Here is a 25229-nt window from a genome sequence, read left to right on the forward strand (position 1 = left end):
GACCTGATGGCCGCGCTTGTTACGGATGCGTAGGAAGAAGGCCCTGAGCGGTCCGGGCGCCTTCGCCGTCGCCCAGGCGGCCTCGACCCGCATGGCGCGGGCATGGGAACGACCATGTTTGCTGATCCGGCCATATTGCGCCAAGCCAAGACCGGATTGGCGCACACGCGGATTGAGGCCGAAGTAGCTCACCAGCTTCTGCGGTTCGCGAAACCGCCGGATATCGCCGACGGCGGCGATGATACCGCTCGCGACGATGGCATTGACGCCGGTGATCGTCTGAAGCCGCCGGACTTGCACATCATCAATCGCTTCCCGGGCGATGTCGTGATCGAGGTCGGCCAGATCCTCGGCCAGGCGGTCGATCTCGCGGATGTGGCGGGCGATGGCGGCCCGCTCGTCGTCGGGAAGCACCTGCCGCTCGAGCCAGGCGCGACCGCGATTGTTGAACAGATCGGCATGCGGGCACTTCGGCACGAGGTGCGCCTGCAGGATGCCATGCACCTCGTTCTTCACTCGCGTGCGATGCCGAACTACCTGGTTGCGCCGCGCGACGAGGCGGCGAAGCCGCTCGGTCCGCTCATCGGGAACCCAGACCTCCGGCAGAAAGCCGCTGGCATGGAGTTGCGCCAGAACGCCGGCATCGATCTTGTCGGTCTTGATCCTGGCATGAGCGATCGCCTTCACCTGCATCGGGTTGGCGACAATCACCCGGCCGACATAGGGCGACAGAACCCGCACCACCGCCATGGCGTTGCCCGTGGCCTCGACGACAACCTCATCCGTCCGTCGCAAACTGCGGCCGACCCTTCCAGTCCCGAGCGGGTGATGTCGACGCGTCCGTGATGGCGCAGCCGCCCGGTTCCCAAACTACCCCTCCGCAAAGGTGCACGTCTCATTGGGCTCCCTCCTCAAGCCGTCGTCTTCGGCGACAGGTTCGTCAGCCAATGACAAAAACGGCCTCGCGGACAGAATTCCTGACAGTCCCGCTTCGGAGAACCGGATGCCGTTGTCTGCGAACATCCCACCGATTCAGACCCTGCCCACACATTTACTGCCGCCGTCGACAAAAATCTCGGCGCGGAAATCGGCGACCAACCGCGATCGGCCGAAATCTGATCCTTTATAATACCAGACATCCTCCGCTTGACCGGAAATACCCGGACAGGGCTACTTTAACATGCCAAAGCCAATCCTCGCAGCGGCATGACAGAAGTGGAAAACCACTTGTAAAACTCCGCCAAACTGTTCAGACAAACCAAACCAGCTATCAACCCAAACCTGATGGTGTCAGATTAACAGCCCCCCGGCACCCGATCCCCAAGCCCGGAATCGTTAATCACCGGAATAGCGATCCATGTGCACCGAACTCACTGTTTGAACGGTCGCGCAACGATCACTACCGCTTCGTCGACGCGGACATGCGCTGCCGATCGAATGCCTATGACGTGGGATCTTCTAAGAGCGCGGATATCAACTGACTCAGCGGACAACGAATCCACCGGGTGCAGAATGCCCAAGAGATCTCCCTGCTTCACTTCATCCAACAGTGAGCAGCGAGGTTCGAAGATGCCCGCTGCAGGCGATTTCAATTCGTCCGACAACTGCGTTTCGAGGGTCTGGCCGGAGTTCTGTTGAAGGAAAGTCGGGTACTCGGCTTTGCCCTCGATCAGCCCGAGCGCGATGAGGGCGTTACGTGCTCCAGCCTCATATATTTCGAGATTGTCAGAGTTGACCGTGCCGCCGCCGAATTCGGCGCAGACAAATACCTTGCCCTGGTTTTGGGCCAAGATATCGAACATTCCAGCCGTGTCGTTGTAATTCCAAACTAACGTCAAGGGCAATTTGAACGCTTCCGCCATTCTCACGGTTCTGGCCATGAGATCGGGATCCGCCATGGGATGCGTAGTCGCCGCCGGTAGAAAGTCCCACCTTGGTGAACTGTGCAGATCAAAAACGGTTTCGGCCATCGGCAACAATACGCGCGAAACCGCGTCCGCGATTCGTTCGGTCACCGACCCGTCCGGGCGGCCCGGAAACACCCGATTCAGGTTTAAACCGTCGAGCGGAGTATTGCGGCTCCATGCCTCCACGGCTAACGGATTGAGCACAGGTACGATGATGACTCTTCCACAGGTCTGCGCTTCTGGCAGCCAATCGATAAGCCGTCGGGCGACAAGTGGCCCCTCCAGTTCATTTCCATGATTTCCGCCAGTGACGAGAAGGCGTGGTCCCTTCCCTTTGTTCAGACTGAAGGCCGGGAGCGAAAGCTCTCCGCAGTCGGTACCTCCCGGGACAACAAGATGTCCCATGCTCACGCCGGGCGCATCAGGATCAAACGTAAGATGTGGTGCTTCGATCATTGTTCAGCCTATCGTTAGTATTGAAGGGACCTGGCACCCTGTTTGCGTTGTCCGCTCTGCAAGTATGTGCAAGGCCGTCTAAAATTCGCCAATATAATGTTCCGGCCGGTGTGATCGCGTTTTCAGATGGCCGGCGCCCACTTCGCTGAATTCCGCTGCTCCAACGTTCACAGGGAGAACCTGGGACCGTGGCGAATAGCGGCGGCCTCCCCTCCGGAGATCTAGGCTCGGCAGCGTGCGTGCCAGCCACTCGGCATTCCTTAGGAGGTCAAGCATTTCCCACAGCACTAACAAGCGACGGTGGATCCATTCGTACTCCGGCATCCTATTGCCGGCTGGTGGGTCTCAACGCGACCCTTTTGCACGCTGTGGATCGTCTTTCGAACTCGCGCCGACAGCATTCACAACGGAGGCGCCACCGCCCTAATTCCGGTAATTAGGAATACCAGCGGGTAATCCCGAATCCGAATGCGCTTTCCGAATCGATCGCCGGGAGCTCAGAATGGCACCCGCTCGAGCGAGGCTCTCGATTGCTCGAACACTTCGATACCCGCCAGGAATACCGAGTCACCGCAGTCCTGAGGTGAGCGTGAAACCATTGGGCAGCGCCGCACCACTCGCACCTGGGGCGAGGCCATCGCCCTTTGTTGTCCTGCCCCAGAAGCAGGGCGGGCGCGGACAGACAAACCGATCCTCGACGTTTCCGACGTAATTACCGTCAAAACGTCGCTACATCTCGAAACCAGATTAGCCCAATTCAGAAACTGAATTTGACCAAGACCTCATTGCGATTGAACATTGACGAACAGATTGGATCACGTCACGCGCCGAGACCCTCCCCGACGGTAGACGGCGGAAGGAAGCAAAAATCGGCGTCAGCGCCTCGGTGCAATCTGGTACTGTGGCAGGGCGATCTTCTCGAGCGTTTAGCAATGATCAATAGTACCCAATAGCCATGAAGATCGACAAAAAATCCGTTGCAGGGAAAGAGCTGCTTGTACAGGAACAGACGCAGCTCTTGGTAGTTGGCGCAGGGCCAGCCGGTCTGTCCGCCGCCATTGAGGGAGCACGGCAAGGCCTTTCCGTCGTGCTCATTGATGAGAACCCGGTCCCCTTCAAGACGATGGGCGATGAGGTGCCACTGCATTATGGGCAGGGAATGTCCGGCGTGGCGCGCAATCGCAATTCTATGATTGAGGCGTTTGTCACTTCCGAGCCACTGATCCAGGCAGCGTTTGAGGCGGGCGTGGACGTGCGGCTAGGGACCGCCTGTTGGGGACTCTATGCAAATGGTCCTGGCGTCCACTGGTTACCCGGAACGATTGCCGGCTTGGCGGATGAAGACCGCGGCTGGTTGATCGGAGTCGAACACATCATAGTCGCGGCCGGTCGGCGAGACATGGGCCTGGGCTTTCCCGGCTGGGAGACGCCGGGCGTAATGGGGGCCACGGCGGCGGTTACACTCGCGACACGTTTCGGAGCCCTGACCCCGCGGCGCGTGGTGATCCTTGGCACTTCAGCAGAGGCGTTGAGTGCTGTCGCTGCACTTAGGAGCGCCGGGATTGAGATCGCCGCGATTGTGGAACAGGCGACTGAGCCTGTCGGTCCCGCCCCCCTTGTGACCGAATTGCGCGCCGCCGGCTGCGAATTCTTGACCGGTCATGTGGTGCGCGAGGCGCTCGGGCGGGGATCGGTCGAGGGAGTGCTCATCGCCGCCGTTGACACGGCCGGTCGAGCCATTGGCGAAGAGCGCCGAATCGATTGTGAGGGCGTCATCCTGGCGGTTGGCACGACTCCAGTCGTCGATCTTCTCGCCGCTCTCGGCTGCCGTATCGCTTTTCAGCCGGAACGCGGCGGCTATGCGCCGGTGGTGGATGCGGTCCAGCGCACCAGCGTCAAAAACGTCTTCGCGGTCGGCGACTGTGCCGGCATCTGGCCTGCGAAGTCGCTCGACCGCAGCCTTGCCGCGGGCGAGGGCCTACGGGCAGTCGCCACGATCCTTGGGGACCTCAAAAACTTGGAGTCGGCGGCAGTCTCGGAGCCCGGCGAGCCCCCCTACGATTTTTCAGCTTATCGCTTGGCTTGGGTCCGCGCCAGCGTCATAGAGGCGCGCGGCCGGTTCCACGTATGTCAATGTGAGGAGGTCACTGCCCACGAGATTCTCGAGGTGCGTCCGCCACGCTATCTTGGCTGGCAAGCCGACCGCCGCAACGAGCGCTCGCTATCGGCCCTGTTGGGCGAGGGCCCGCCGAATCCAGACCAGGTCAAGCGGCTCACGCGCGCTGGTATGGGACCGTGCCAAGGCCGACGGTGCCGCGAGCAGGTCGCTGCTTTGCTGGCGCTGCAGGCTCGGGTGCCGCTCGCTGCAATTCCTCTCGCCGGCTATCGCGCGCCCGTGCGCCCGTTGCCGCTGGCTATTGCCAGCAAGCTACCGGAATCGGCAGATCAGGCCCGAGAGTGGGACCTCTGGTTCGGAATCCCCTCGCAATGGCAACCCCCATGTGAGACTCCTGAATTTTATACAGTTGCTACTAGTGAAGCGACCGTTGTTGAGCGCGACGGCAATGATTGAGGTCAAGGGCGCATCAGTAGTCATTGTCGGCGGGGGTGTTACTGGGCTGAGCGCCGGCTGGTGGCTGGCGCGAGCCGGCGTCGACGTGGCCGTTGTCGAGACAGGCATTGTCGGTTGGGAGGCGTCGGGCCGCAATGGTGGCGGCTGCGGCCACGCCACTTCGCCTCTCTACCCCGAGATGCTGAGGCTATGGCCAATCATGGATGAACTTCTCGGTTATCCGACAGAGTTCTCGGCGAACCGGATTCACGTCGCCGTGACCGAGGAGCAATTGGCGGCCCAAAATCGCAGCGCTGCTGCAGCGAAGCGTCGTGGATACCGGTGCGAGCTTCTCGATCGGAAGCAAATTCGTGAACTCGTTTCCCTCGTCGGCGACAACGTCGCCGGGGCGCATTTTTACCACTTCGGCGGGCACGCAAATCCACATCGCACGGTTCAGGGCTATGCTTGGGGGATGCAGGACCATGGCGGCAGACTGATGCAGCACTGCGCGGTCACGGGATTCCGCACCGAGGGTGAGAGGGTGATTGGCGTCGAGACGGAGCGCGGTCTCCTTGGCTGCGATCAGTTGGTGATTGCAGCAGGGCCACACACTGGCCGCTTGTCCGCGATGCTGGGGCACGAGGTTCCTATGGCCAGCGCGCGCGCTGAGATGATCGTTACTGAGCCGCTTCCCCTGATGGCTTACGGCGGTGTCGACGGAAATGGCCTCCACGGCCGGCAGACACTGCGCGGCAATCTTGCCTTTGGAGGCGGCCCACACGAGTGGCTGGATCTGCCCCAGGGAGGCATATTTGCCAACCCCTCGACCCCGCTGATGGGCCATATCGGCCGCCGCTTGATTGAGATGATGCCGAAGGCTGCGCACGCCCGCATCATTCGATCCTGGGCCGGTGTGATCGAGAACACGCCTGACGGACGTCCCGTGATCGACCGGCTCTCAACGTTTCCTAATGTGGTTGTTGCGACTATGTCCAGCGTGGGCTTTGGTCTCTCGCCAGCCAGCGGGCGAGCGATCCGCGATGTAGTAGTCGACGGCACCTGTAGCTTCGCGGACATTTCCTCATTTAGGCTGGCACGATTCGCGAGACTTGAGGCCGACTGGCGTGAATTGCAGGGATGGGTTACGGTTGCGATGGATGAGGCTGCATAAGGCGCAGCGTGGTCCTATGGACATGCTCGCTTTTCCCTGGAATTAGAAGCTTGTACCCGAATCCGAATTTTCTCTTCCTTGGATATTGCCCTCGGTATCGCGAGTTGAAGCTTAGCTCCGCCGGAGGTTGCGCATCAGTCGCTCAGAAATCGTATGTGCCGCCATGCCATCGAAGAGCTTCACCGCTCTCCGATGCTGCCCCACACTATCCTGCTCATCGCGTGTTTTGCCCAACTTGGGGCGGAGCGCCGGGCGGGACGTCATCGTATTACGGTCGATTAGAACGAGACGACCCGGCTGCAGGTGAAGCGCTACAGTCATCGGCGCTTGAGAAGCTCGGCTGGTACGCCCTGCGCTGGAAGGCGGAGCTCTTCCAAAGGTCATGAAGTCCGGCTGCCGTGCCGAGGAGGCGAGGCTCGAGACCGTAGAGAGGCAGGCGAAGTTGCTCGCTCTCATCGAGATAGTCAGCTGGCGAATATTCCTCGTCACTACGTTATGTCGGCGCGCGCCGAGCCAGACGCCGGCCACGACAGCGTTCTCACCTTCGCCGAGATGACTGCGCTCGACCAGATCGACGCGCCCCGAACGCGACCGCGCCTCCAACGGCCCACGCTCGCCGCTTACCTGCTGCAAATCGCCATGCTTGGCCGGACTGAGCAGCCGCAAAGGTTCAGGCTAAACCCAATCCATCACATGGCGGGACAACATCTAGCGCCGTTGTCTTTCGTTTTGGCCGATGCAAGGAAGTGAGGTCAGCCCATTCAAGGTCATCCTGACGCCAGGTTTCACCGTCGTCTCACCGCCGAGGCTGTGGTTCGTGAACCGTGTCTGGTCGACATTTATCAGTCGCTGACGGCTGCGGGGCTTGTCGGCTCCGCCTAGGCATGCTCGAACCTTGGAGGGCAGTCAGAAGAAACGTCCCTGACGGCGTCGGTCGCGCTGTCAGAATGCGGCGTCGTAGTCAACGACCAGGCGGTCTCCAGCAGGTCTCGACTGACAGGTAAGCACGAATCCCGCGTCTCGTTCCCATGCTTCGAGCGCAGCACCGGATTGTGTTTCGACGGCCCCCTCAATGATTCTGGCGATGCAGGAACAGCACGTGCCACCACCGCACGAATACGGAACCTCTAACCCAGTCCGGCGGGCAGCATCGACAACAGTTTCGCCAGGACGAGCATCGATGACGATGCTGCGGCCGCCCACCCTAATTTCGAGATGCGTCGTGGAGGCGTTCGGGAAGATGTCCCGCGGTTCTGACCTAGCGGCGGCGGGACCAAAGGACTCATCCAGGATCTTGTCTGTGGCCAAACCCTGTCTCTGCAATGCTGCACTGAGATTTGCGGCCATTTCGGGCGGCCCGCACAGCAGCGCACTATCTAACACGGCGACAGGCATGTCCAACTCGTTGAGAATGGTGGCTAGCGTGTTGTCATCGACCCTGCCCTGTCGAAAACCTTGCCCACCATTTTCCCGTGAAAGTAGGTAACGAACTAGCAGGCGGGGGGAGAATTCCCGCTCAAGCTTGGCTATCTGTGTCCGGAAGAGAATGTCTTGTCGCCGCTTATTCCCGTAGACGAGCAGTAATCGGCTATCTGGCTCGCGGGCAAGCACGGTGCTCGCGATGGACAAAACCGGAGTAATGCCAGATCCCGCCACGGCCGCAAGCACAATACGACCCGTCCTCGGGGGCGGCGGCAAGAAAAATCGGCCTCTCGGCTCCATCACGCCGAGGGCATCGCCGGCCTGAAGGCAACGGTTGATGAAGGACGAGAAACGCCCCCCCTCGATCTCCTTTACCGCCACCCTTATTTCGCCTTCGTCGAGACCCGAACAAATCGAATAGCAGCGCCTCACATATTCGCCGCTAACCTCAGCTTGCAGGGTGAGATATTGCCCGGGCTTGAAAGCAAAACGTGCCGCCAGCCCTCGTGGAATGTCGAAGACGATGGAAACCGCGTCTGGTGTCTCCCGGCGGATCTGGCTAACGGTCAGTTGGTGCAGCATAGAACAACCCATGCGAATGATGGCGCAGCCACTCGAACCCAGCCGTCCCGCTTTGGCGGCTGGGATGCCAAGCATCAAAGGCGGTCTTACCTGTTCAGACCCGATTCAGCGGCCTCGCCACATTGCAGGCCAGGACGTTTAGTTGGGGACTGGCTAACGGGGGCATCAGTGCGTTGGCCGGCGATCAGCGAGCGCATCTCGCCGAGATATGATTGGACCAAGCAGGACGTATTTTCTTCGCGCGCCGTATAGGGCCCGGGTCGGTAGGCCTTGGACGCGACGCCGTTGGCATTATCTTCGACGAGCTTTTTGTCCTGGACTGTGGTAACGTCCCACATCCAGGTGATCGGATCGGTGTCGATCTCGGCATCGGCGTCTTTGTCAACCAGCCAAGTCACGATTACGTCGGTTTCCGCTGCGCTACGCGGGATCATTTGAAACAGTGTGATATGGTCGCTTACAGCGTAGACAAATGAGAGGCGGCCTAAACAAAAGCCGGTTTCGAGGCTGTCATGGGCGATGCGCCCGCCCATTAAACAGGAAACAGGCTGACCGTCCTCAGAAAGAGTTTTGCGACCGCCCAAGATCGATCTGCGAGCAATACTGTAGGTTACCTTGTCGACGCCCCCCGGCTCCGAGGCCAAGCTGTGCCAGGGTTCATGCGCATTGAGCCTAAAGTACTCCGGATGCGACGGCTGGCAATGATAGCACTCGAAGAAGTTCTCGATCACGAGCTTCCAGTTGGCCTTAGTCGGGTAGCTTTTCCGGGCAGCGATGCGCGCGCGGTCAATGCCCATATCGCGCAAACCGCCGTCCAACGCGTCGACAAGGGGCTGAACGTCCGGCATAATCTCTTGCTCGAGGCCGCAGATTACGAGGCCGCCCACGCATCTGGTCGGTACGCGGTGTAGTCCCAACAGCTCAGGATCGACATTTTCGGGCACGTCCCGCCGGGTTTGCAGTTCCCCGGTCAATCGGTAAGACCATGCATGATACGGGCAGACCAGAAGTCGACCGCGCCCATCTTTGGTACAGAGCCGGGAACCGCGATGGGTGCAGACATTGAAATAGGCCGCTATGTCCTCTTCGGCATCGCCGAATCGGACCACAATGATTTCCTCGTCAAAAAGCTGGCGAATGATGTACCGCCCCTTCTCGGACACCTCGCTAGTATGGGCGACAAGCGACCACTGGCGCGGGAACCACAATTCGCGTTCCAATTCATAAATTGACGGATCGACATAAAATGCCTGCTCGAGCGACCAACCGGGGCGGTGACGGTCGATCAGCTCGACGAGCGCAGTTCGGTCGCTCGTCATGTTACCTGTGATCCTGGCTTCCATCAGAGGTCTCTCCTTGTAATTTGCATGCAAAAAGTGAGGTCTTTGATACGAGAATGTGAAGCAACGTCTTACATTGCAAATACAGATTTAACAGTTTTCCATATCAGAAAGGCATGCACTTAAGACCCGCCTTAACCAAACTGAAGACCTCACTCCCACTGCTCAGCGCGATGGTCGCGTTCGAGGCCGCGGCGCTAAATGCGGTTTTCCGTCAGCACCTGAAAAACTCAATGTCGTGATGACCGAGGCGGCCATCCTTGATAGCTTCGGCACTATCAGCCAAGTTGTGGTAAGTTTGCAGGCTCCGGACCGAGAGGCGGTTCTGGTGGCTGCTACTACGGCCTGCAACAGATGTCGCTGATGCTCGGTTTGGCTCCGTGGCATCACGCGTTCGCCGACGATCACCAACTATTGTCGCTGATGCATGAGACGCGGCACCGCGGCGCCGGCTCTGGCTAGGGCGAACTAAATTTAGGAGCACCGCGGCTCGATCGGGTAGTGCGCTTGACCTCCACGTCGTTGGACAGAGCTAATTTATAGAGGCGGACAGAGCCGGGAGCAGGTCATTGCTCACGAACTAAGTTTGAGTCGAATGACTCCAACATTGTTCTCGATAGCAATTTGCGTGCCGAACGGCTTCGAGAGGTCTCGAAGGCGCTCTAGAATGTCATTTCCTTGTCGAGGGGGGGCTACGCGCGGGACTCCGCGATTAGCAAATCTGCTGGAGCGGCGAAGTTCGATCGGATAAAGACGCAATTCAACGAGCTGGTTCTGCTCAAAGCGGCTGATACTCACAATGCTCTCATAAAAGATCACATCGCATTGAGGGTCCAACAGTCCCTCGGGGGTCGGATACCCTTTAGCGAGCTCGTCGACTGTCACTTCTGCGTCTGTATTGACCCGCGGGTCCTTGTTGTAGACTTCGTACATGTCAGCGCCCATAGGCGTCCGGAGATCATCGATAAAGAAATTTCCCAAGCTGTAAAAGATGGGTCGCCCTTTATAGATTTCGATGCCGCGTAAAATATGCGGCCCGTGCACCACGTATGCATCCGCCCCGGCATCAATGGCCCCGTGAGCAAAAGATTGTTCGTAATTGGCCGGTTCGTGACTCCACTCACCAGGCTCGTGCCCATGGTTTGTGGCAATGCAGAAGTCAGAGAACTGCTTGCCCTGACGGATATTCCGTAGAATACGACTCACATCGCGCGGATCGGCTTCATAACTATAGCCAACTTGAGCCCCCGCTTTGTATCGTTGTCCAGCGAGCACAACCAGATTTGGATCTACACGGCTAGGCTTGGGGCCGGGCAACGCCGCCCTTATTTGCTTTAAGCCTTCGAATTGCCTTGGCTCAACCACGATTGTTTTTGCCAAGCGAAGAGCGTTGAGGCCGGCTCTGCCTGGCGCTTCGCCGGCCGGGTCGCATGCACGAGCCATGGGCGCGAAGGTTGAGGTGAAGGAGACTAGAGCCACGCGCCCGCGCGGTGTCTCAAGAAGTCTAGCTGCACTGGCCTGGGCGAGAGTCTCACCGCACCCCGCGTGGACAATCCGGTTCGCATTGAGGGCTCGGCTTGTCTCGCGCATCCCCTCAACACCCCAGTCTAACGTGTGATTGTTCGCACGGCTAAGCAAATTGAAGCCCATGGCCCTGAGGTCAAATCCAAGCTCTGGATCGCTCACGCAATACGCACCGCCGTACTCAGCCTGCGGACCTCCCTTAGATTGGAAATCCAAGATGTTGGTCTCCAAGTTGCCGAAGGTAACGTCAGCCTCGCGGAAGATACGAAGGACGTCGGCCAGACCAGGATGATGACCGTTGGTTACTGGCCGCGTGTAGAGAAGGTCCCCCACTGCCGCCATCGAGAAGCCATCTTCGACATTTGTGGCTGTTGAACCAACGGTATCAAAACTGCCGTCCTGCTGGATCAGATCGCTCTCATCTTCTGGCATTTCTTTCCTCACCCGATCTCATTGTTGAATACTCAAGCGCATAGCCTATCACCGCGTGTTGTTGTGCATCGCACGAACGTCCTCGGCCCGCCGTGTCTATGCCAGAGTATTTCGAACGGAGCCCCATGGTAGGCATTATGGTGATAGGCGGACAACAGCTCACGTTGCAAACATATTTGTGAGAAGGTAGCATGATAAAAAGTCATCAACGAGGACCGTAAGATGAAGACGCTACGGCAATCGCTGCCCATGCTCAACGCTATGGCAGTGTTTGAGGCGGCGGCAAGACATGGCGGGCTGACGCCGGCAGCCGAAGAGCTTAACATCGCCCAATCGGCGGTCAGCCGACATGTCGCTAACCTTGAGCGACAACTTTCGGTGGTCCTGTTCACGCGCAAAGGCAACCGGGTAATGTTGACCAGAGAAGGCAACAGCCTTGCCATAGCAATTCGGAACGGCTTGGGCACGATCAAGCAAGCCGTGGAAAAGCTTCAGCCTCCCGATCGCGATACCCTAGTAGTGGGCTGCATCTACGACCTACAACAGATGTGGCTGATGCCCCGTTTTGAGTTGGTGGCTTCTGGTGTCCCTAATGGCCAAGTGATGTTGCTGACGTCGTACGACGACCGGGATTTTGATCAGCCGGACGTAGCTTTTTCTCTGCGGTTCGGAAGACCCGAGGACTGGCCAGGCTTCTTAGCTATCAAACTGTTCGACGGTGAGTGTTTTCCGGTCTGCTCGCCAGCGTTCCTTGAACGGTATCCGACACTCGCGTCGGAGAGTTACACAGCCTTCCGGAATGTTCCGCTTCTTCACATCGTTACAGAGCCCGGTGCTGTCGACAGCTGGGAATCCTGGATCAGCACGGAGAGTACGCTCAACGGTCCTCGATTCACCAACTACCTGTCGATGATGCATGAGACTATCGCAGGGCGCGGGGCTGCAATAGCTTGGGCGGGGTACATTGAGGAGGACCTTCGGCTCGGCCGATTGGTGCGCCTGAGTGCCACGTCGCGTAGGCACCACAACTCATTTTACGTCGTGAAACGGAAAGTCACCAACTCCATTGTGGAGAGAGTCGTGAAGGCACTTCTCAATTCAGTCGAGCTTAACATGGGGAATTGAGGCTGTTGACTAGACACCGCTGAGGGACATAAGGACGTCCTGTGGCCGATCAATTACGTACGCAGGCGCCCGTGACCGGGCCCGCGCTCGATGTTCCCCTCGCGAAATTAGTAGCTGACTCCAAAGCAAGAGCGAAAACCGACTTGATGTCTTGCAGGAGTGACCGATATTGGCGACTTATTTGGAAAGGCCTTGAGCGGCATAGGTCTGGAGGCCCAAGGCAGCAGATCGTCGGTGATTGGCCCACCGCTCCTAGCTAACGGTTGTGGCCAGCATTTCGGTCCTCGTGGAGATCGAAGCACTGCGGTCCGCCACTCACTTCCTCTCGGTCGCTCGTGGACGATCGAGCTGTGCTGGGATCTGAAGGAGTTGCAGGCCTACTGGAACGATTTCGAGCTTGCCATCCCATGACTGTGCTTCGTCGAGCTCAGTTCCCGGCGCTCTCCATGCGGCGCCCATCAATCGCGTGCTCCAACCACCCTACCTCCATTGCAGGTACGGAAGACAGCAACAGGTCGGTATATGCGTCGAACGGTGGTGTGAGCACCTGAGTCTTCGAGCCGTAGCGGACCACCTCTCCGCGATACATAACCGCGATGGAATCCGCGATAGCCTTCACAGTCGCCAAGTCGTGCGTGATGAAAACGTAGGCCACGTCCTCAATCTTCTGCAGGCGAAGCAACAGCTTAAGGATTCCGTCAGCCACTAGCGGGTCGAGAGCACTCGTGACCTCGTCGCAGATGATGAGCTTCGGCTTTGCCGCGAGCGCTCGGGCGATGCACACCCGCTGCTTCTGCCCGCCCGAAAGCTCTGCCGGATAGCGGTCGATGAAGCCCTCGCCCATCTCGATTTCATCGAGCAGTTCGGCGATCCTGGCATCGCGCTCCTTTCCTCGCATACCGAAATAGAATTCGAGCGGCCGACCGATTATGGTGCGAACCGTCTGGCGCGGGTTCATCGCAACGTCGGCCATCTGATAGATCATCTGCAATTCACGCAGATCGTCCTTGAAGCGGTCGGCGAGCTCGGGCGCGAGCGTGCGTCCGGCGAAGGTGATGCTGCCGGCGATCGGCGGCAGCAGCCCCGTGATGACTCGGGCGAGCGTCGATTTGCCCGAGCCGGATTCCCCGACGACAGCCAGCGTCTGGCCCGGATGAACCTCCACCGAGACGTCCTGCAGAACTGTCACGGCGCCGCCGCCGTAAGCGGCTGTGACGCTCCTCGCCGACAACAGAGGCTTGGGCGTCGGTCCCTTCTCCTCATGCTCGATCGAACGAACCGACACCAACGCCTTGGTATAGTCCATGCGTGGCGCCTCGATGATCTGCCGTGTTTCGCCGTGCTCCACCATCTTCCCATCCCGCAACACCATGATCTCGTCCGAGACCTGGGCCACCACGGCAAGATCGTGGGTGATGTAGAGGGCCGCGACGCCGGTGTCGCGGATTGCGTCCTTGATGGCGGCCAGCACATCAATCTGCGTGGTTACGTCGAGAGCCGTGGTCGGCTCGTCGAACACGATCAGGTCGGGTTCGGAGCAAAGCGCCATAGCGGTCATGACGCGCTGCAATTGGCCGCCGGAGACTTGATGTGGATATCGGGAGCCGATGCTCTTGGGGTCGGGCAAGCGGAGTTTAGTGAATAGGGCCTGCGCGCGCTTCTCTGCCTCGGCTCGGGTCCCAACGCCGTGCAGAAGCGCTGCTTCCACCACTTGGTCCATGAGCCGGTGCGCGGGGTTGAAAGCGGCAGCAGCCGACTGCGCGACATAGCAGACCTCGCTGCCGCGCACCTTCCGTAAATCCCGGACGCCGCCCTTGAGGATGTCGCGACCGTTCAGGAACACCTCGCCGCCTGTGATACGCACTCCGCCGCGGCCATAACCCATTGAGGCAAGGCCGATGGTCGACTTTCCGGCGCCGGATTCACCGATCAGTCCCAGCACCCTGCCGCGCTTCAATTGCAGCGATACTCCGTCCACAATGGTGACGTCGCGCGGCTTCTCGCCAGGCGAATAGACGGTCGCCTGGACCTTAAGATTTCGGATGTCGAGCAGAACGCCGTCGTCTCGCCGGAGCTTTGAGGGAGCCTTAACCGTCATTCTCGTCCTCCCTTGAGGCTGGCGGTGCGGGTAAGCACCCAGTCGGCTACTAGGTTAACGGAGATTGACAGCATCGCGATCGCAGCGGCCGGGATAAGGGCGGCAGGTATTCCGAAGACAATCCCGTCCTTATTCTCCTTCACCATGCCGCCCCAATCGGCCTCCGGCGGTTGCACACCGAGCCCGAGGAACGAGAGCGCCGAGAGGAACAGCACCGAAAAGATGAAACGCAGGCCGAGTTCCGCCACCAGCGGCGACAGCGCGTTGGGTAGGATCTCGTAGAAGATAATCCAGCCGAGACTCTCACCGCGCAACTTAGCTGCTTCGACGAAGTCCATCGCGTTGATGTCGACGGCAACCGCGCGCGAAAGGCGGTAGACGCGCGTCGAGCTCAAAACCCCCATGACCGGAATGAGGGTCACGTTGTTCGAGGGCAGCACCGACAGAACGACGAGGCCGAAGATCAGCGTCGGTATCGCCATCAAGAGATCGACGAAGCGCGACATCACAGTGTCGACTAGACCGCCAACGACTGCCGCCATGAAGCCGAGGATGGCGCCAAGCGAGAAGGACAAGGCGGTGGCCATGGCGGCGATGAAGATGGTGGTGCGGGCACCATAGATCATGCGCGAGAGCAGGTCTCGCCCTAAATTGTCGGTTCCCAGCCAATGCGCGGACGACATCGGCTCCCATACGTCGCCCACGATCTCCCCATTACCCGCGGGGGCAATCCATGGTGCGAATACCGCGCAGATCACTAACAGCCCCGTCAGGATAAGGCCGAGCCAGGCTCCGTACGGGATACGCTTGAAATTGAGCATCTTTCCGTCCTACTTCGGATGCCGCAGGCGCGGGTTGGCAAGGATCGCGGCGACGTCCGCGACGATGTTGAGCCCGATGTAGACGGCAGCGAAGATGAGACCGACCGCTTGAACCACCGGCACGTCGCGCTTGACGACATGGTCGACTAGGTATTGCCCCATGCCCGGATAGACGAAGATCACCTCGACCACGACGACGCCTACCACCAGAAAGGCCAGGTTGAGCATGACGACGTTGATGATGGGCGCGATGGCGTTCGGGAGGGCGTGCTTGCGGATGATGTCGAAGGCGGAAAGCCCCTTGAGCTCGGCCGTCTCGATGTAGGCCGACTGCATCACGTTCAGGATGGCGGCACGCGTCATGCGCATCATGTGAGCGAGGACGACAAACACCAGAGCCGTTGCCGGCAGCACGATCGCCTTCAGCTTCTCCAGGAAGGGCATGCCGTCATAGACGGTCGAGATCGAAGGGAACCACTGCAGCTTCACGGCAAGGAATAAGACAAGCAGATAGCCGATGAAGAATTCAGGCAGCGATGTTGAAGCCAGCGCGAAACCTGAAATGGCCTTATCGACAGGTCCATTGCGGTAGCGCACCGCCAGCAGCCCGAGGATGATGGCGAGTGGAACAGACACCACGGCCGCCCAGAAGGCAAGGAACAGCGTGTTCCACAGCCGTGGCATCAGCGTCGTGGTGATCTCCTGTCGCGAGGTGAGCGCGGTACCGAGATCGCCGGTCAAAGCCCCGCCCAGCCAGTGGAAGTAGCGCACGATGGCGGGATCGTTGAGGCCGAGTTCCCGGCGCAGATTGGCGACGGCCTCGGGCGTGGCCGCCTGTCCGAGGATCGACTGTGCCACATCGCCTGGAAGGATTTGGGTGCCTGCGAAAATCAGCACGGAGACGGCGAAGAGGAGGAGAATGCCGAGCGCAACGCGCTCGGCAATCAGCCTTAGAAGGGGTGAACTGACAAGCACTCGGTTCAAGCCTCAAGCCAGCATTGCGTCAAGGCGTAGCCGTTCATCAGCGAGTCGACCCGTCCGACATAGCCGCCAACCTGGTCGGAGATCGCATCGATGAACTGGTTGAACATCGGCACGATAGTCCCCCCTTCTTCTCGAACGATTATGGCCATCTCGCGATAGAGGTTTTTTCGCTTGTTCTGGTCGAGTTCGCCGGTCGCTTCGGTGAGCAGCTTATCGAACCTCTCGTTGAAGAAGTGCGTGTCGTTCCAGGGCGCCGTCGACCGATAGGTGGTTGAGTACATCCAGCCCTGCGTCGCCCGCCCCCGCCAGTTGGCGGCGCAGAAGGGCTGCTTGTTCCAGACACCCGACCAATACCCATCTCCGGGCTCCCGCTTGACCTCGATGGTGATGCCGGCTTTGGCCGCGCTCTGCTGGAAGAGCTGCGCGGCGTCGACCGCGCCGGCAAAGGCAACGTCGGAGGCCCTGAGCAGGATCGAGCCACTGTGGCCCGACTTCCGATAATGGAACTTGGCCTTATCCGGATCGAAGGTCCGCTGCTCGATGTCCTCGGGGAAGAGTGGATAGGCAGCATTGATCGGGAAGTCGTTTCCAACGGTGCCGTAGCCGCGCAGGATCTTGTCGACCATCTCCTTGCGATCCACCGCGAGCTTGAGCGCCATCCTGAGATCCTGGCTGTTGAAAGGTGCCGTGTCGCAGAACATGTTGAAACAGTAGTGGCCCGGACCCGAAAGGGCCTCGATTTTCAGGTTAGGCACGTGTTTGATGAGATCGACGACCTTGGTCTCGACCTTGTTGATCATGTGCACCTGGCCCCCCTGCAGCGCGGAGACCCGGGCTGTGGTGTCATTGATCACCAGGATCTCGACCTGGTCGGCGAAGCCCATCTTGTCTGACTGCCAGAAATTGGCAAAGCGCTCGCCGCCATGGCGCACGCCGGGCTGGTTGACGGTCACCCTGTAAGGACCCGCGCTGATGCCTTCGGCCGGGTTGTCCTTGCCGCCATTGGGCTGAATGACCAGATGATAGTCTGCCATCAGGTAAGGGAACTCGGCGTTCGGCTCTTTGAGAGTGACTGCGACGTCGCGCCCGTCCGCCTTGATATTTTCGATGCCAGCCAAGATGCCCAGGGCGCCAGACTGTGAGTCCTTGTTGGAATGGCGTTGCAGCGTCGCCACGACGTCTTCTGCCGTCACGGTCTTGCCGTTGTGGAATTCGACTTCCTTTCGAACCTTGAAGGTCCACACTTTGGCGTCCTTGGATGAGCCGATCTCCTCGGCAAGCCGGTTTTCCAGTCCTCCATCTGCCTTGAGCGCCACCAGAAACTCGCCCCAGCATTTGCCGAAATAGGACATCAATTCGATGAATTTTGCCGGGTCCAGGGTGTCCGTCGACGCCCCGCCCACGAGGCCGGCTTTCAGGATGCCGCCCTTTTTTGGCGTCTGCGCCTTGGACGCGCCGGCAAGAAGGGAGTTGGCGAAGGCAGCACTGACGCCTAGCGCCGTCGCACGGCCGAGAAATTCACGCCGGCTCAGCCGGCCCGCAGCTAAGCCACGGCTTAGATTGTCGAGTTCCTGCGACATTGAGATGCTCCTCTATGTTTGGATCTGTTCCCAGGGTACCGAAAGTGCGGTTTTTTATTTTGGTGATGATACATTTGAGTTTGCGCCGCTTTGCGCAAATTCCTTCAGTGTTCCGTACGAAAACTGCGTTTTGACGAGCTTGATGCACAATCGCGGCACTAAACGAGCATCTGCTCTGTGGTACCAAGCACAACCGACGGGCGGAGCGATTGCTCGCCACGTCGCAAGCGCTGGCAGGATCGGAGTCACGTGTAGCTTACGGATCAAGTTCGCGCGCCGCAAAGTCTTGATAGCCTTGCCCAGTAAACGGCGCTCGCCATATCGCCCCTCGTCCGTGAGATCTTGCAGGTGCCCTTGCCCGCGTGTTTCAAACGCGTTTGAGGGAACGCTCCTAGTGTATGCGGCGTTTACTAACGGAAAGGGATCGCCGGTCTGCTGTTCGATGGGCGAAGTGCCCGCAATCCATGCGACAGTCCCGCCGGGAATCACGATCTGGCTGTAGAGATACCCGAAGAGGACACCGGACGCGCTTGCCTTCAAAGAACTCCGCTCGCCGGACGCAGGATCGAGAATTGCCCCAATCTCTTCGCCGGCCTGGACATGGTCACCCGGCGTCTTTCAAAAGGGCACTGGCTCGCACGTAGTCAACGCAGTCGAGCATCGTGTGGCACGTGACAACTTGCGACGGCGGCTGCGTCGCTCCCTCCAGAAGGCCTACTGCCTCCATGAAGCCAATCAACCCTCGCGCGTCCTCGATCGCAACATCGTCGCGAAGACCCTTTGACCCGCGATACTCGAGGGTGGCAGACAAGCACTCGGTTATTGACACGTCCGGAAGAAGTTCCTGTGCTGCGCGCCACGGCAGAAGGCATGCTGTAGGGAAATCTATAAGCTCGGGAACGCCGCCGATGGTGGCCACGCGACCGATGTAGCGAGACAGCCGGTCTGCGGCAGGATGCTCGGGATTGGAAACATATGCATAAAGGACCGCTTCGTCGGCGCAGTGAACGTCCAATACAAAATCTGGTCGATAGCGAGCCTGAGAAGCACCTGCTTCAGGCTGTCGAGCTCGTTTTTTGGAACGAGCGCGAAGACTGCCTTCAGCATTGCACGTTTGACAGCACCCCCATCCATAACGAGCCCCTCGCTTCGGAGTACTGCAAGCCGCGCCCCTACCAGGGGGGCAAGTTAGGAAAATTACGGTTGAAATTGCCCCCCAGCCCCAAGTCCGACCGGCCAGCATGATACCCTTGGACTCTCTGAGATAAACCGATCGGATTGGCACATGGGACTATGATGATCTCTCCGTTCGGCTCGCTCTCTCTTTCTTGGAGCAGTCTCACAAGATGGCTGAGGATCACCATCCCTGGAAGTTCGTCAGCATGGAGGCCGCCTCCACGCGACCCGCTACATGGCATGCGCGGAGTGATGGACCCGAAGGACTCTCGTACGCGATGCCTTTCGCATCATCCACAACATCGCGCCGTGGTGCTGGATCGCGAGTGCGCCGCTCGCGACGGCAGCCGGACGCGGACATCATCCACAGCCAAATCGTGAAGGCGCCTGCGCAGTTCACTAAGCGGGGCCATGCTACCGCCAGCAAGACGGTCGGGCGCGAGCGCCACATCGCCGGCGACACCGATGGGCGGCAGCTGGGGTGATCTTCCCCCCGCCGACATTTCGCTATCGCCGGCCGCAGATTGATTCTCAGGCTACCGGCGAGAGCGCGTCGCGTTCGGACGGGCTCATGCCACGCTTTTAGGTCCTTTGTTCTTATAAAATGCCGTTCAACCAAAAGCGACGCCACTTTTGGGGCGACGTGCATTAACCGGTCTTATGTGTTCGGTCCCAGCGCAGCGATGTCACATACTCAACACGTCCGATGCAACTTACATGCCTGTGATCTGCTGGATATTTTGCCACCCCAAGTGAACCCTATCCACCGCGATCACTCTATTGAACCGACTGGCAGTCCAGCTGCCGAATTCATTCGGCATTCATTCCTCGAAACTGGCGACGTGAACCGAATGCTTTTCAAGCCTCCAGCCAACATTGCGAGAAAGCGTAGCCATTCATCAGCGACTCGATCCGTCCGACGTAGCCGCCAACCTTGTCTGAGATTGCGTCAATGGCTTGGTAGAACATGGGCACGATCGTCCCTCCTTCATCGCGAACGATGACGGCCATCTCACGATACAAATTCTTGCGCATGTCCTGGTCTAGTTCGCCCAGCGCTTCCGTGAGCAGCTTGTCGAACCTATCGTTGTAAAAGTGCGTGTCATTCCAAGGCGCCGTCGACCGATAGGCTGTCGAATACATCATGCCCTGCGTCGCTCGCGGGCCCCAATTGGAGGCGCTGAAGGGCTGCTTGTTCCAGACATCCGACCAGTAGCCATCTCCCGGCTCGCGCTTGACTTGGATGGCAATGCCGGCCTTGGCCGCGCTCTGCTGGAAGAGCTGCGCAGCGTCGACGGCACCGGGGAAGGCAACGTCGGAGGTCCTGAGTAGGATCGGCCCACTGTGGCCCGACTTCTGATAATGGAACTTGGCCTTGTCCGGATCGAAGGTCCGCTGTTCAATGCCCTCGGGAAAGAGCGGTTGGGACGCGTTAATCGGAAAGTCGTTGCCGACCGTACCATAACCGCGCAGGATCTTGTCGACCATCTCCTGACGATCCACCGCGAGCTTGAGCGCCATCCTGAGATCGTTGCTATCGAAGGGCGCGGTGTCGCAGAACATGTTGAAAACATATTGGCCCGAAGCCGACACCGTCTCGATCTTCAAGTTGGGCACGCGCTTAATGAAATCGATAACCTTGGTTTCGACCCTGTTGATCATGTGCACCTGCCCGCCCTGCAGCGCGGAAACGCGGGCTGTGGCGTCATTGATCACGACGATCTCGACCTGGTCGGCGAAGCCCATCTTGTCTGACTGCCAGAAATTGGCAAAGCGCTCGCCGCCGTGGCGCACGCCGGGCTGGTTAGCGGTCACCTTATAAGGACCTGCGCTGATGCCTTCGGCCGGGTTGTCCTTGCCGCCATTGGGCTGAATGACGAGATGATAATCTCCCATGAGGTAAGGGAACTCGGCGTTCGGCTCTTTAAGAGTGACTACGACGTCGCGGCCGTCAGCCCTGAGACTCTCGATACCGGCTAAGAGGCCCTGCGCGCCAGACTCCGAGTGCTTATCGGAATGGCGCGTCAGGGTCGCCACAACGTCCTGCGCTGTCACAGTCTTGCCGTTGTGGAATTCGACCCCCTGGCGCATCTTGAACGTCCACACTTTGGCGTCTTTTGATGAGCCGATCTCCTCGGCAAGGCGGTTCTCGAGTGCCCCATCTGCCTTTAGCGCCACAAGATACTCGCCCCAACATTTGACGAAGAAGGACATCACCTCAATTGCTTTCGCCGGGTCGAGGCTGTCCGTTGCCGCGCCGCCGGCGAGGCCAGCTCTCAGAATGCCGCCCCTTTTCGGCGTCTGCGACATTGCGGCGCCAGCAAGAAGAGAGTTGGTGAAGGCAGCACTCACACCAAGCGCCGTCGCACGGCCGAGAAATTCACGTCGGCTCAACCGGCCCGCAGCGACGCGGCGGGTTAGATAATCCAGTTCCTGTGACATTGAGATGCTCCTCTTGCCGTAAACCCGACAACGCGGCCTTGTTCTTTATACCAACGCCATCATATGCCCATGGACTGGTTACCTCGCATACAACCGCCTCCCAATTACGCAGGAAATCGGCGTTTTGTCCCACTCCTGCGCACAATATCGACGATATTTGGGCTAGAAATTCTCTGGCGAGCGTACGCCTCTTTGCAGCCGCTTTACGGATGCGTCGATGCGTCTTGAACACAGACGATGGAGCCGTGGTTGGGGGTGCATTCTTTTGGTCCGCCGGCTTTTCGAACAATCGGGACCGCGTGCTTGAAGCGGCGACGCGAGACGCTTCTGAAAGCGATCCGAAGTGAACCTTCGGTTGTTCGAGCAAGCACTTCTCGGCCGTCGACCCGGTCAAAGAGCCGTTACATAACCGCGCTAAGCTTGAGCCTCTCGGGTGAGACACTTTCTCCGTTCCGGGGTGACGTCAGCCCCGAGCGAGACTGTCGTCTGCACCTCTCCGACCAGAACATGAGCGATCGGCTGATCGATCCAGCCATGCCGGAAACGGAGCGACGACAGGCCCGTATTGCAGTTGCCGCGTGTGTGGCAGGCGTCGATCGGAATCGGAGCAGCTTTCGGCAATGTCGACCGCAGCAACTGGGGCGGAGTGGATTATCAGCGATTTGAGAACAGATGGAGATTGCGATGGTGCCTCGATGTCTCGACTTATAAGTCGCCGGTATATGGCGTATACGGCGAAGTACCTCCGGTAAGGCTGTGATGGCTGATGAGCCAGTTTACTGCTTCGCTCTGGTCTCGCTGGATCGGGTGAGCGGCTTTCAGCAGATGGAACTCCGAATTCCTGATCATTTGCGCCAATTTCCACCCGCGCTCGGCGGCCACCGTGGCGTCGTCCGTGGACCAGATAAGCATTGTCTTGCCCTGAAGCCGGTCAATCTCGGGAAAGATGTGCTTTTGCTGCAGCAGGATATACTTTCTCATGTCGGTTTCTTCTATTTTCAGGTGCTTCCGGACCTCCCATTTTCCGAGCGTCCCGGGCCGCCGATAGGCTATTCGCCGATACTCCCCTAGCTCCGCCTGATACGGATCCTGCTCGTACGCGCAGGCGCCACCCCGCACATATTCCTCTTCAGTAGGCATCGGCCCCGTATAGTCATATGAGGTCGTGGCGGCACGGAGCCATGCATCGTCACGCTCGTCTCCAAAGGGCTCGGGTCCAATTGGCGGCGAAACAGAGCTGGCGGTGAGTAGAACAAGTTTCGAAACAAGATCGGGACGCACGATCGCCACGCGCGCCGCCACGAATGATCCTTCTGAATGGCCAACCAGCGTGATCTGCTTCAACGCCATTGCTTCGATGAAACCAATCACGTGGTCCACGCGACCGAGCCGGTTGATGTATCTCCCGGGGGTAGGATCGTCAGTTCCACCGAATTGGAGTTGATCAAGCGCGATCACTCTGAAACGATCGGATAACCCGTACAGCTGCCAAATCCAGCTGAGCCTCGCATCCAAGATTCCCCCCGGCGCCGCCCCGTGGAGAAGCACGATCGGACCGCCGGCCCCCGTCTCGTAGTAGCTCGTCCCGATGCCGCCAACAGATATGCGGTGTTCAGGGATGAGACTCTTGCCGCTCAACATTGGTGTGCTCCTTACTGCCTGTGTTCCGCTACTTAAGACACTGCCGCCTGCCGTTTTATGCAGAGTCATGGTATTTCAACGAATTGGCTATCTGCGTAATTTTTCCTTCTACCACCGCAGGAGATTGGCGCTTTCTCGTCCCCAGGCTCACAACGTCGACATTGCTAGCCGAGGATTAGCAGCCGGTCCCCGTCTAAATGGAACGGGTAGTCTGCAGACCGGCATGATCAGACTACGCACACGGTATAGTCTAGGTCAGCGGCACGGACCTGAGACGGAGTCCGGCTGTCGACTGAAATCGTCATCCTATCACGAGGGCCGACATGAGGGGGTGCAAATGGGATAGTTGGTCTATCTGTCCAATCATCGTAAGCGCTTGAAGGGTGCGAGCGGAACCCAGGATCGGCTTTGCACAGTCTTCGAATTTGGACACAAACTCGCATTCCTTCATCGGGTTCTCTGGATGACCGCGCATGTAATGCACGGTTTTCTGTACGATCCTTCCGTCCTCAAGCGCGATTTCGACTCGCGCGGCCGCGCAGAAGCTTCTCGGGTTGCGGCTCGTTAGTTCAGGATCGAAGTCGAGCATTGAAATGTTAATCAGCCGTCGGATAGCTGGGTCATCGACAACTTCTTGGGAAAATTCGGCAAGAGATACACGCCCCCTCGCCAGCGCGACCGCGGAACAAAACTCCATACTGAACTTGCCCTCTATAGGCGCTTGGGGGGCATGGTAGGCCAGGTCACCACCCACTCCTGGGGCAAGCACGCATCGAATGGACCTTACGTGTTCAGGTTGGATATTATGGCTATTGCGCAATGCGAGAATAGCATCGATGGCCGAATGGGTATCGAGGCAGGACGGATACTTTTTGAAGACAATACCTGGCTCTCGAATATCAAACGGATTGCCGAGGAGCGAAGCGACGTCGGTGGAACGCCCGCCCTGCGATATGTACGTCTTAAGAAAGCCGTTTGGGCCTTCGAGCGCATTGGGACTTGCGGTGGCCCCTGCTGCAGCTAAAAGCGCCGCCTCCAGGCCGTCCCTCGCTGCAAAACCGCAATGCATCGGCTTTACCATCGAGCCGATATTCGCACGTATACCGGCTACACGGGAGGCGGCAATTCCGATGGCGGTAGCTGTATGTTCTGCGTCGAGTCCGAGTATCTTCGCGGCTCCAGCGGCAGCGCCAAACACCCCGAGTGCTGCGGTGGCGTGCCAACCGGACTGATAAAGCTCGTAACCAGCAACGCGGCCGAGCTTTGTCATCACTTCAATGGCAGCGGCATATGCGAGAAGGACATCTCTGCCCGAACGATCTGTCAGTTCACCAGCCGCCAAAATCGCCGGGAGTGCGGGCGCAGTAGGGTGCCCGCACATCGGGTCGCTGACGTCGTCAAAATCGCAAGCGTGTGCCATCACGCCGTTGGCGAGCGCGGCACCGAGCGCGGAGCTTTGAACGGAATGGGCAAGAACTGTTGCTTTTTTATTCTCACCGGCTTCGGGCACTATGGTGTCGAGCACCATTCGGGTTACCGGCTCCCTTGCACCCGCAATCACGCAGGCCAGGCAGTCCATGATCCCGAATTTCAAAGTAGTAAGATCGGTTGGTGACAGGGCGCCAAATTCTAGCCCGCTAACAAACCTTCCTATCGCCATAGATAGAGAGGCAGCACCGTTAACATTCGAGTTCATAAGAATTGCCTATTTCGGTTTCAGCTCGTCTCTGTGATCAGATTCGCCCGGGACTACCTGCCGCCCACCAACAGCTCGAAGAGCGGTGCCAACGTGGGCTGCTTATCGAGGTGGTTGATGAAGTCTCCGATCAACCCGAGTTGTTTCTCGGAGAACGGGAGCATGGACATTTCGGCACAAGCTTTTAATTTCTGCACACCATCAGCGAGCGAAGCCGGCTTTTCCGGGTGTCCGAATGCCTTGTCGACTCGAATGAAATGTTCCGCTCCGCCTTTTAG

Annotated in this window: 15 protein-coding genes and 2 pseudogenes; 3 read left to right on the plus strand and 14 right to left on the minus strand. The window is 58.9% G+C overall.

Annotated features, from left to right (window positions below):
- A pseudogene (locus tag NKH42_RS29640) lies at window positions 1–892 on the minus strand (IS110 family RNA-guided transposase); the annotation flags it as partial.
- 478 nt (window positions 893–1370) lie between these two features.
- Entirely contained in the window at window positions 1371–2363 is a 993-nt protein-coding gene (locus NKH42_RS29645) for a succinylglutamate desuccinylase/aspartoacylase family protein (RefSeq protein WP_352974713.1), read from the minus strand.
- Between the two features lie 955 nt (window positions 2364–3318).
- On the opposite strand from NKH42_RS29645, the gene NKH42_RS29650 reads away from it, so the two are divergent.
- The gene (locus NKH42_RS29650; RefSeq protein WP_352974715.1) at window positions 3319–4935 is read left to right on the plus strand and encodes an FAD-dependent oxidoreductase; all 1617 of its coding nucleotides are present in this window, start codon (window positions 3319–3321) and stop codon (window positions 4933–4935) included.
- Window positions 4928–6088: an NAD(P)/FAD-dependent oxidoreductase gene (locus tag NKH42_RS29655; RefSeq protein WP_352974717.1), complete on the plus strand. Its 1161-nt coding sequence runs from the start codon at window positions 4928–4930 to the stop codon at window positions 6086–6088. Before NKH42_RS29650 ends, NKH42_RS29655 begins: the two co-directional genes overlap by 8 nt.
- A 942-nt stretch (window positions 6089–7030) precedes the next feature.
- Here NKH42_RS29655 and NKH42_RS29660 read toward each other — a convergent pair.
- From NKH42_RS29660 to NKH42_RS29670, 3 genes are all read right to left on the minus strand, one after another.
- Window positions 7031–8167, minus strand: coding sequence for a 2Fe-2S iron-sulfur cluster-binding protein (locus tag NKH42_RS29660; RefSeq protein WP_352974719.1), 1137 nt, complete (start codon window positions 8165–8167; stop codon window positions 7031–7033).
- 11 nt (window positions 8168–8178) lie between these two features.
- Window positions 8179–9435, minus strand: a complete 1257-nt coding sequence (locus NKH42_RS29665) for an aromatic ring-hydroxylating oxygenase subunit alpha (RefSeq protein WP_352974722.1) — start codon at window positions 9433–9435, stop codon at window positions 8179–8181.
- A gap of 570 nt (window positions 9436–10005) precedes the next feature.
- Window positions 10006–11388: a CapA family protein gene (locus NKH42_RS29670; RefSeq protein ID WP_352707289.1), complete on the minus strand. Its 1383-nt coding sequence runs from the start codon at window positions 11386–11388 to the stop codon at window positions 10006–10008.
- A gap of 222 nt (window positions 11389–11610) precedes the next feature.
- Here NKH42_RS29670 and NKH42_RS29675 point away from each other — a divergent pair, with 222 nt between their 5' ends.
- The gene (locus tag NKH42_RS29675) at window positions 11611–12513 is read left to right on the plus strand and encodes a LysR family transcriptional regulator (RefSeq protein WP_352974723.1); all 903 of its coding nucleotides are present in this window, start codon (window positions 11611–11613) and stop codon (window positions 12511–12513) included.
- A gap of 427 nt (window positions 12514–12940) precedes the next feature.
- Here NKH42_RS29675 and NKH42_RS29680 read toward each other — a convergent pair whose 3' ends face one another.
- The 9 genes and pseudogenes from NKH42_RS29680 to NKH42_RS29720 all read right to left on the minus strand — a co-directional run.
- Complete coding sequence (locus NKH42_RS29680; protein WP_352707292.1) at window positions 12941–14611, minus strand: ABC transporter ATP-binding protein; 1671 nt, start codon at window positions 14609–14611, stop codon at window positions 12941–12943.
- Complete coding sequence (locus NKH42_RS29685) at window positions 14608–15432, minus strand: ABC transporter permease (protein ID WP_352974724.1); 825 nt, start codon at window positions 15430–15432, stop codon at window positions 14608–14610. Before NKH42_RS29685 ends, NKH42_RS29680 begins: the two co-directional genes overlap by 4 nt.
- Before the next feature lie 9 nt (window positions 15433–15441).
- A complete protein-coding gene (locus tag NKH42_RS29690; RefSeq protein ID WP_352974725.1) occupies window positions 15442–16407 on the minus strand; it encodes an ABC transporter permease in 966 nt (321 codons plus the stop codon).
- A gap of 5 nt (window positions 16408–16412) precedes the next feature.
- Window positions 16413–17996 (minus strand): ABC transporter substrate-binding protein, encoded by a 1584-nt coding sequence (locus NKH42_RS29695; protein WP_352707299.1) that lies wholly within the window; start codon window positions 17994–17996, stop codon window positions 16413–16415.
- A gap of 1172 nt (window positions 17997–19168) precedes the next feature.
- Entirely contained in the window at window positions 19169–19414 is a 246-nt protein-coding gene (locus NKH42_RS29700; RefSeq protein ID WP_352707301.1) for a M14 family metallopeptidase, read from the minus strand.
- 616 nt (window positions 19415–20030) lie between these two features.
- A complete protein-coding gene (locus tag NKH42_RS29705) occupies window positions 20031–21614 on the minus strand; it encodes an ABC transporter substrate-binding protein (protein WP_352707303.1) in 1584 nt (527 codons plus the stop codon).
- 705 nt (window positions 21615–22319) lie between these two features.
- The gene (locus tag NKH42_RS29710) at window positions 22320–23255 is read right to left on the minus strand and encodes an alpha/beta fold hydrolase (protein WP_352974726.1); all 936 of its coding nucleotides are present in this window, start codon (window positions 23253–23255) and stop codon (window positions 22320–22322) included.
- A gap of 301 nt (window positions 23256–23556) precedes the next feature.
- Complete coding sequence (locus NKH42_RS29715) at window positions 23557–24951, minus strand: MmgE/PrpD family protein (protein WP_352707676.1); 1395 nt, start codon at window positions 24949–24951, stop codon at window positions 23557–23559.
- Between the two features lie 53 nt (window positions 24952–25004).
- Window positions 25005–25229 (minus strand): annotated as a pseudogene (locus NKH42_RS29720) (MmgE/PrpD family protein); the annotation flags it as partial.

Source organism: Mesorhizobium sp. M1142 (assembly GCF_040318565.1).
Taxonomy (GTDB): Bacteria; Pseudomonadota; Alphaproteobacteria; order Rhizobiales; family Rhizobiaceae; genus Mesorhizobium.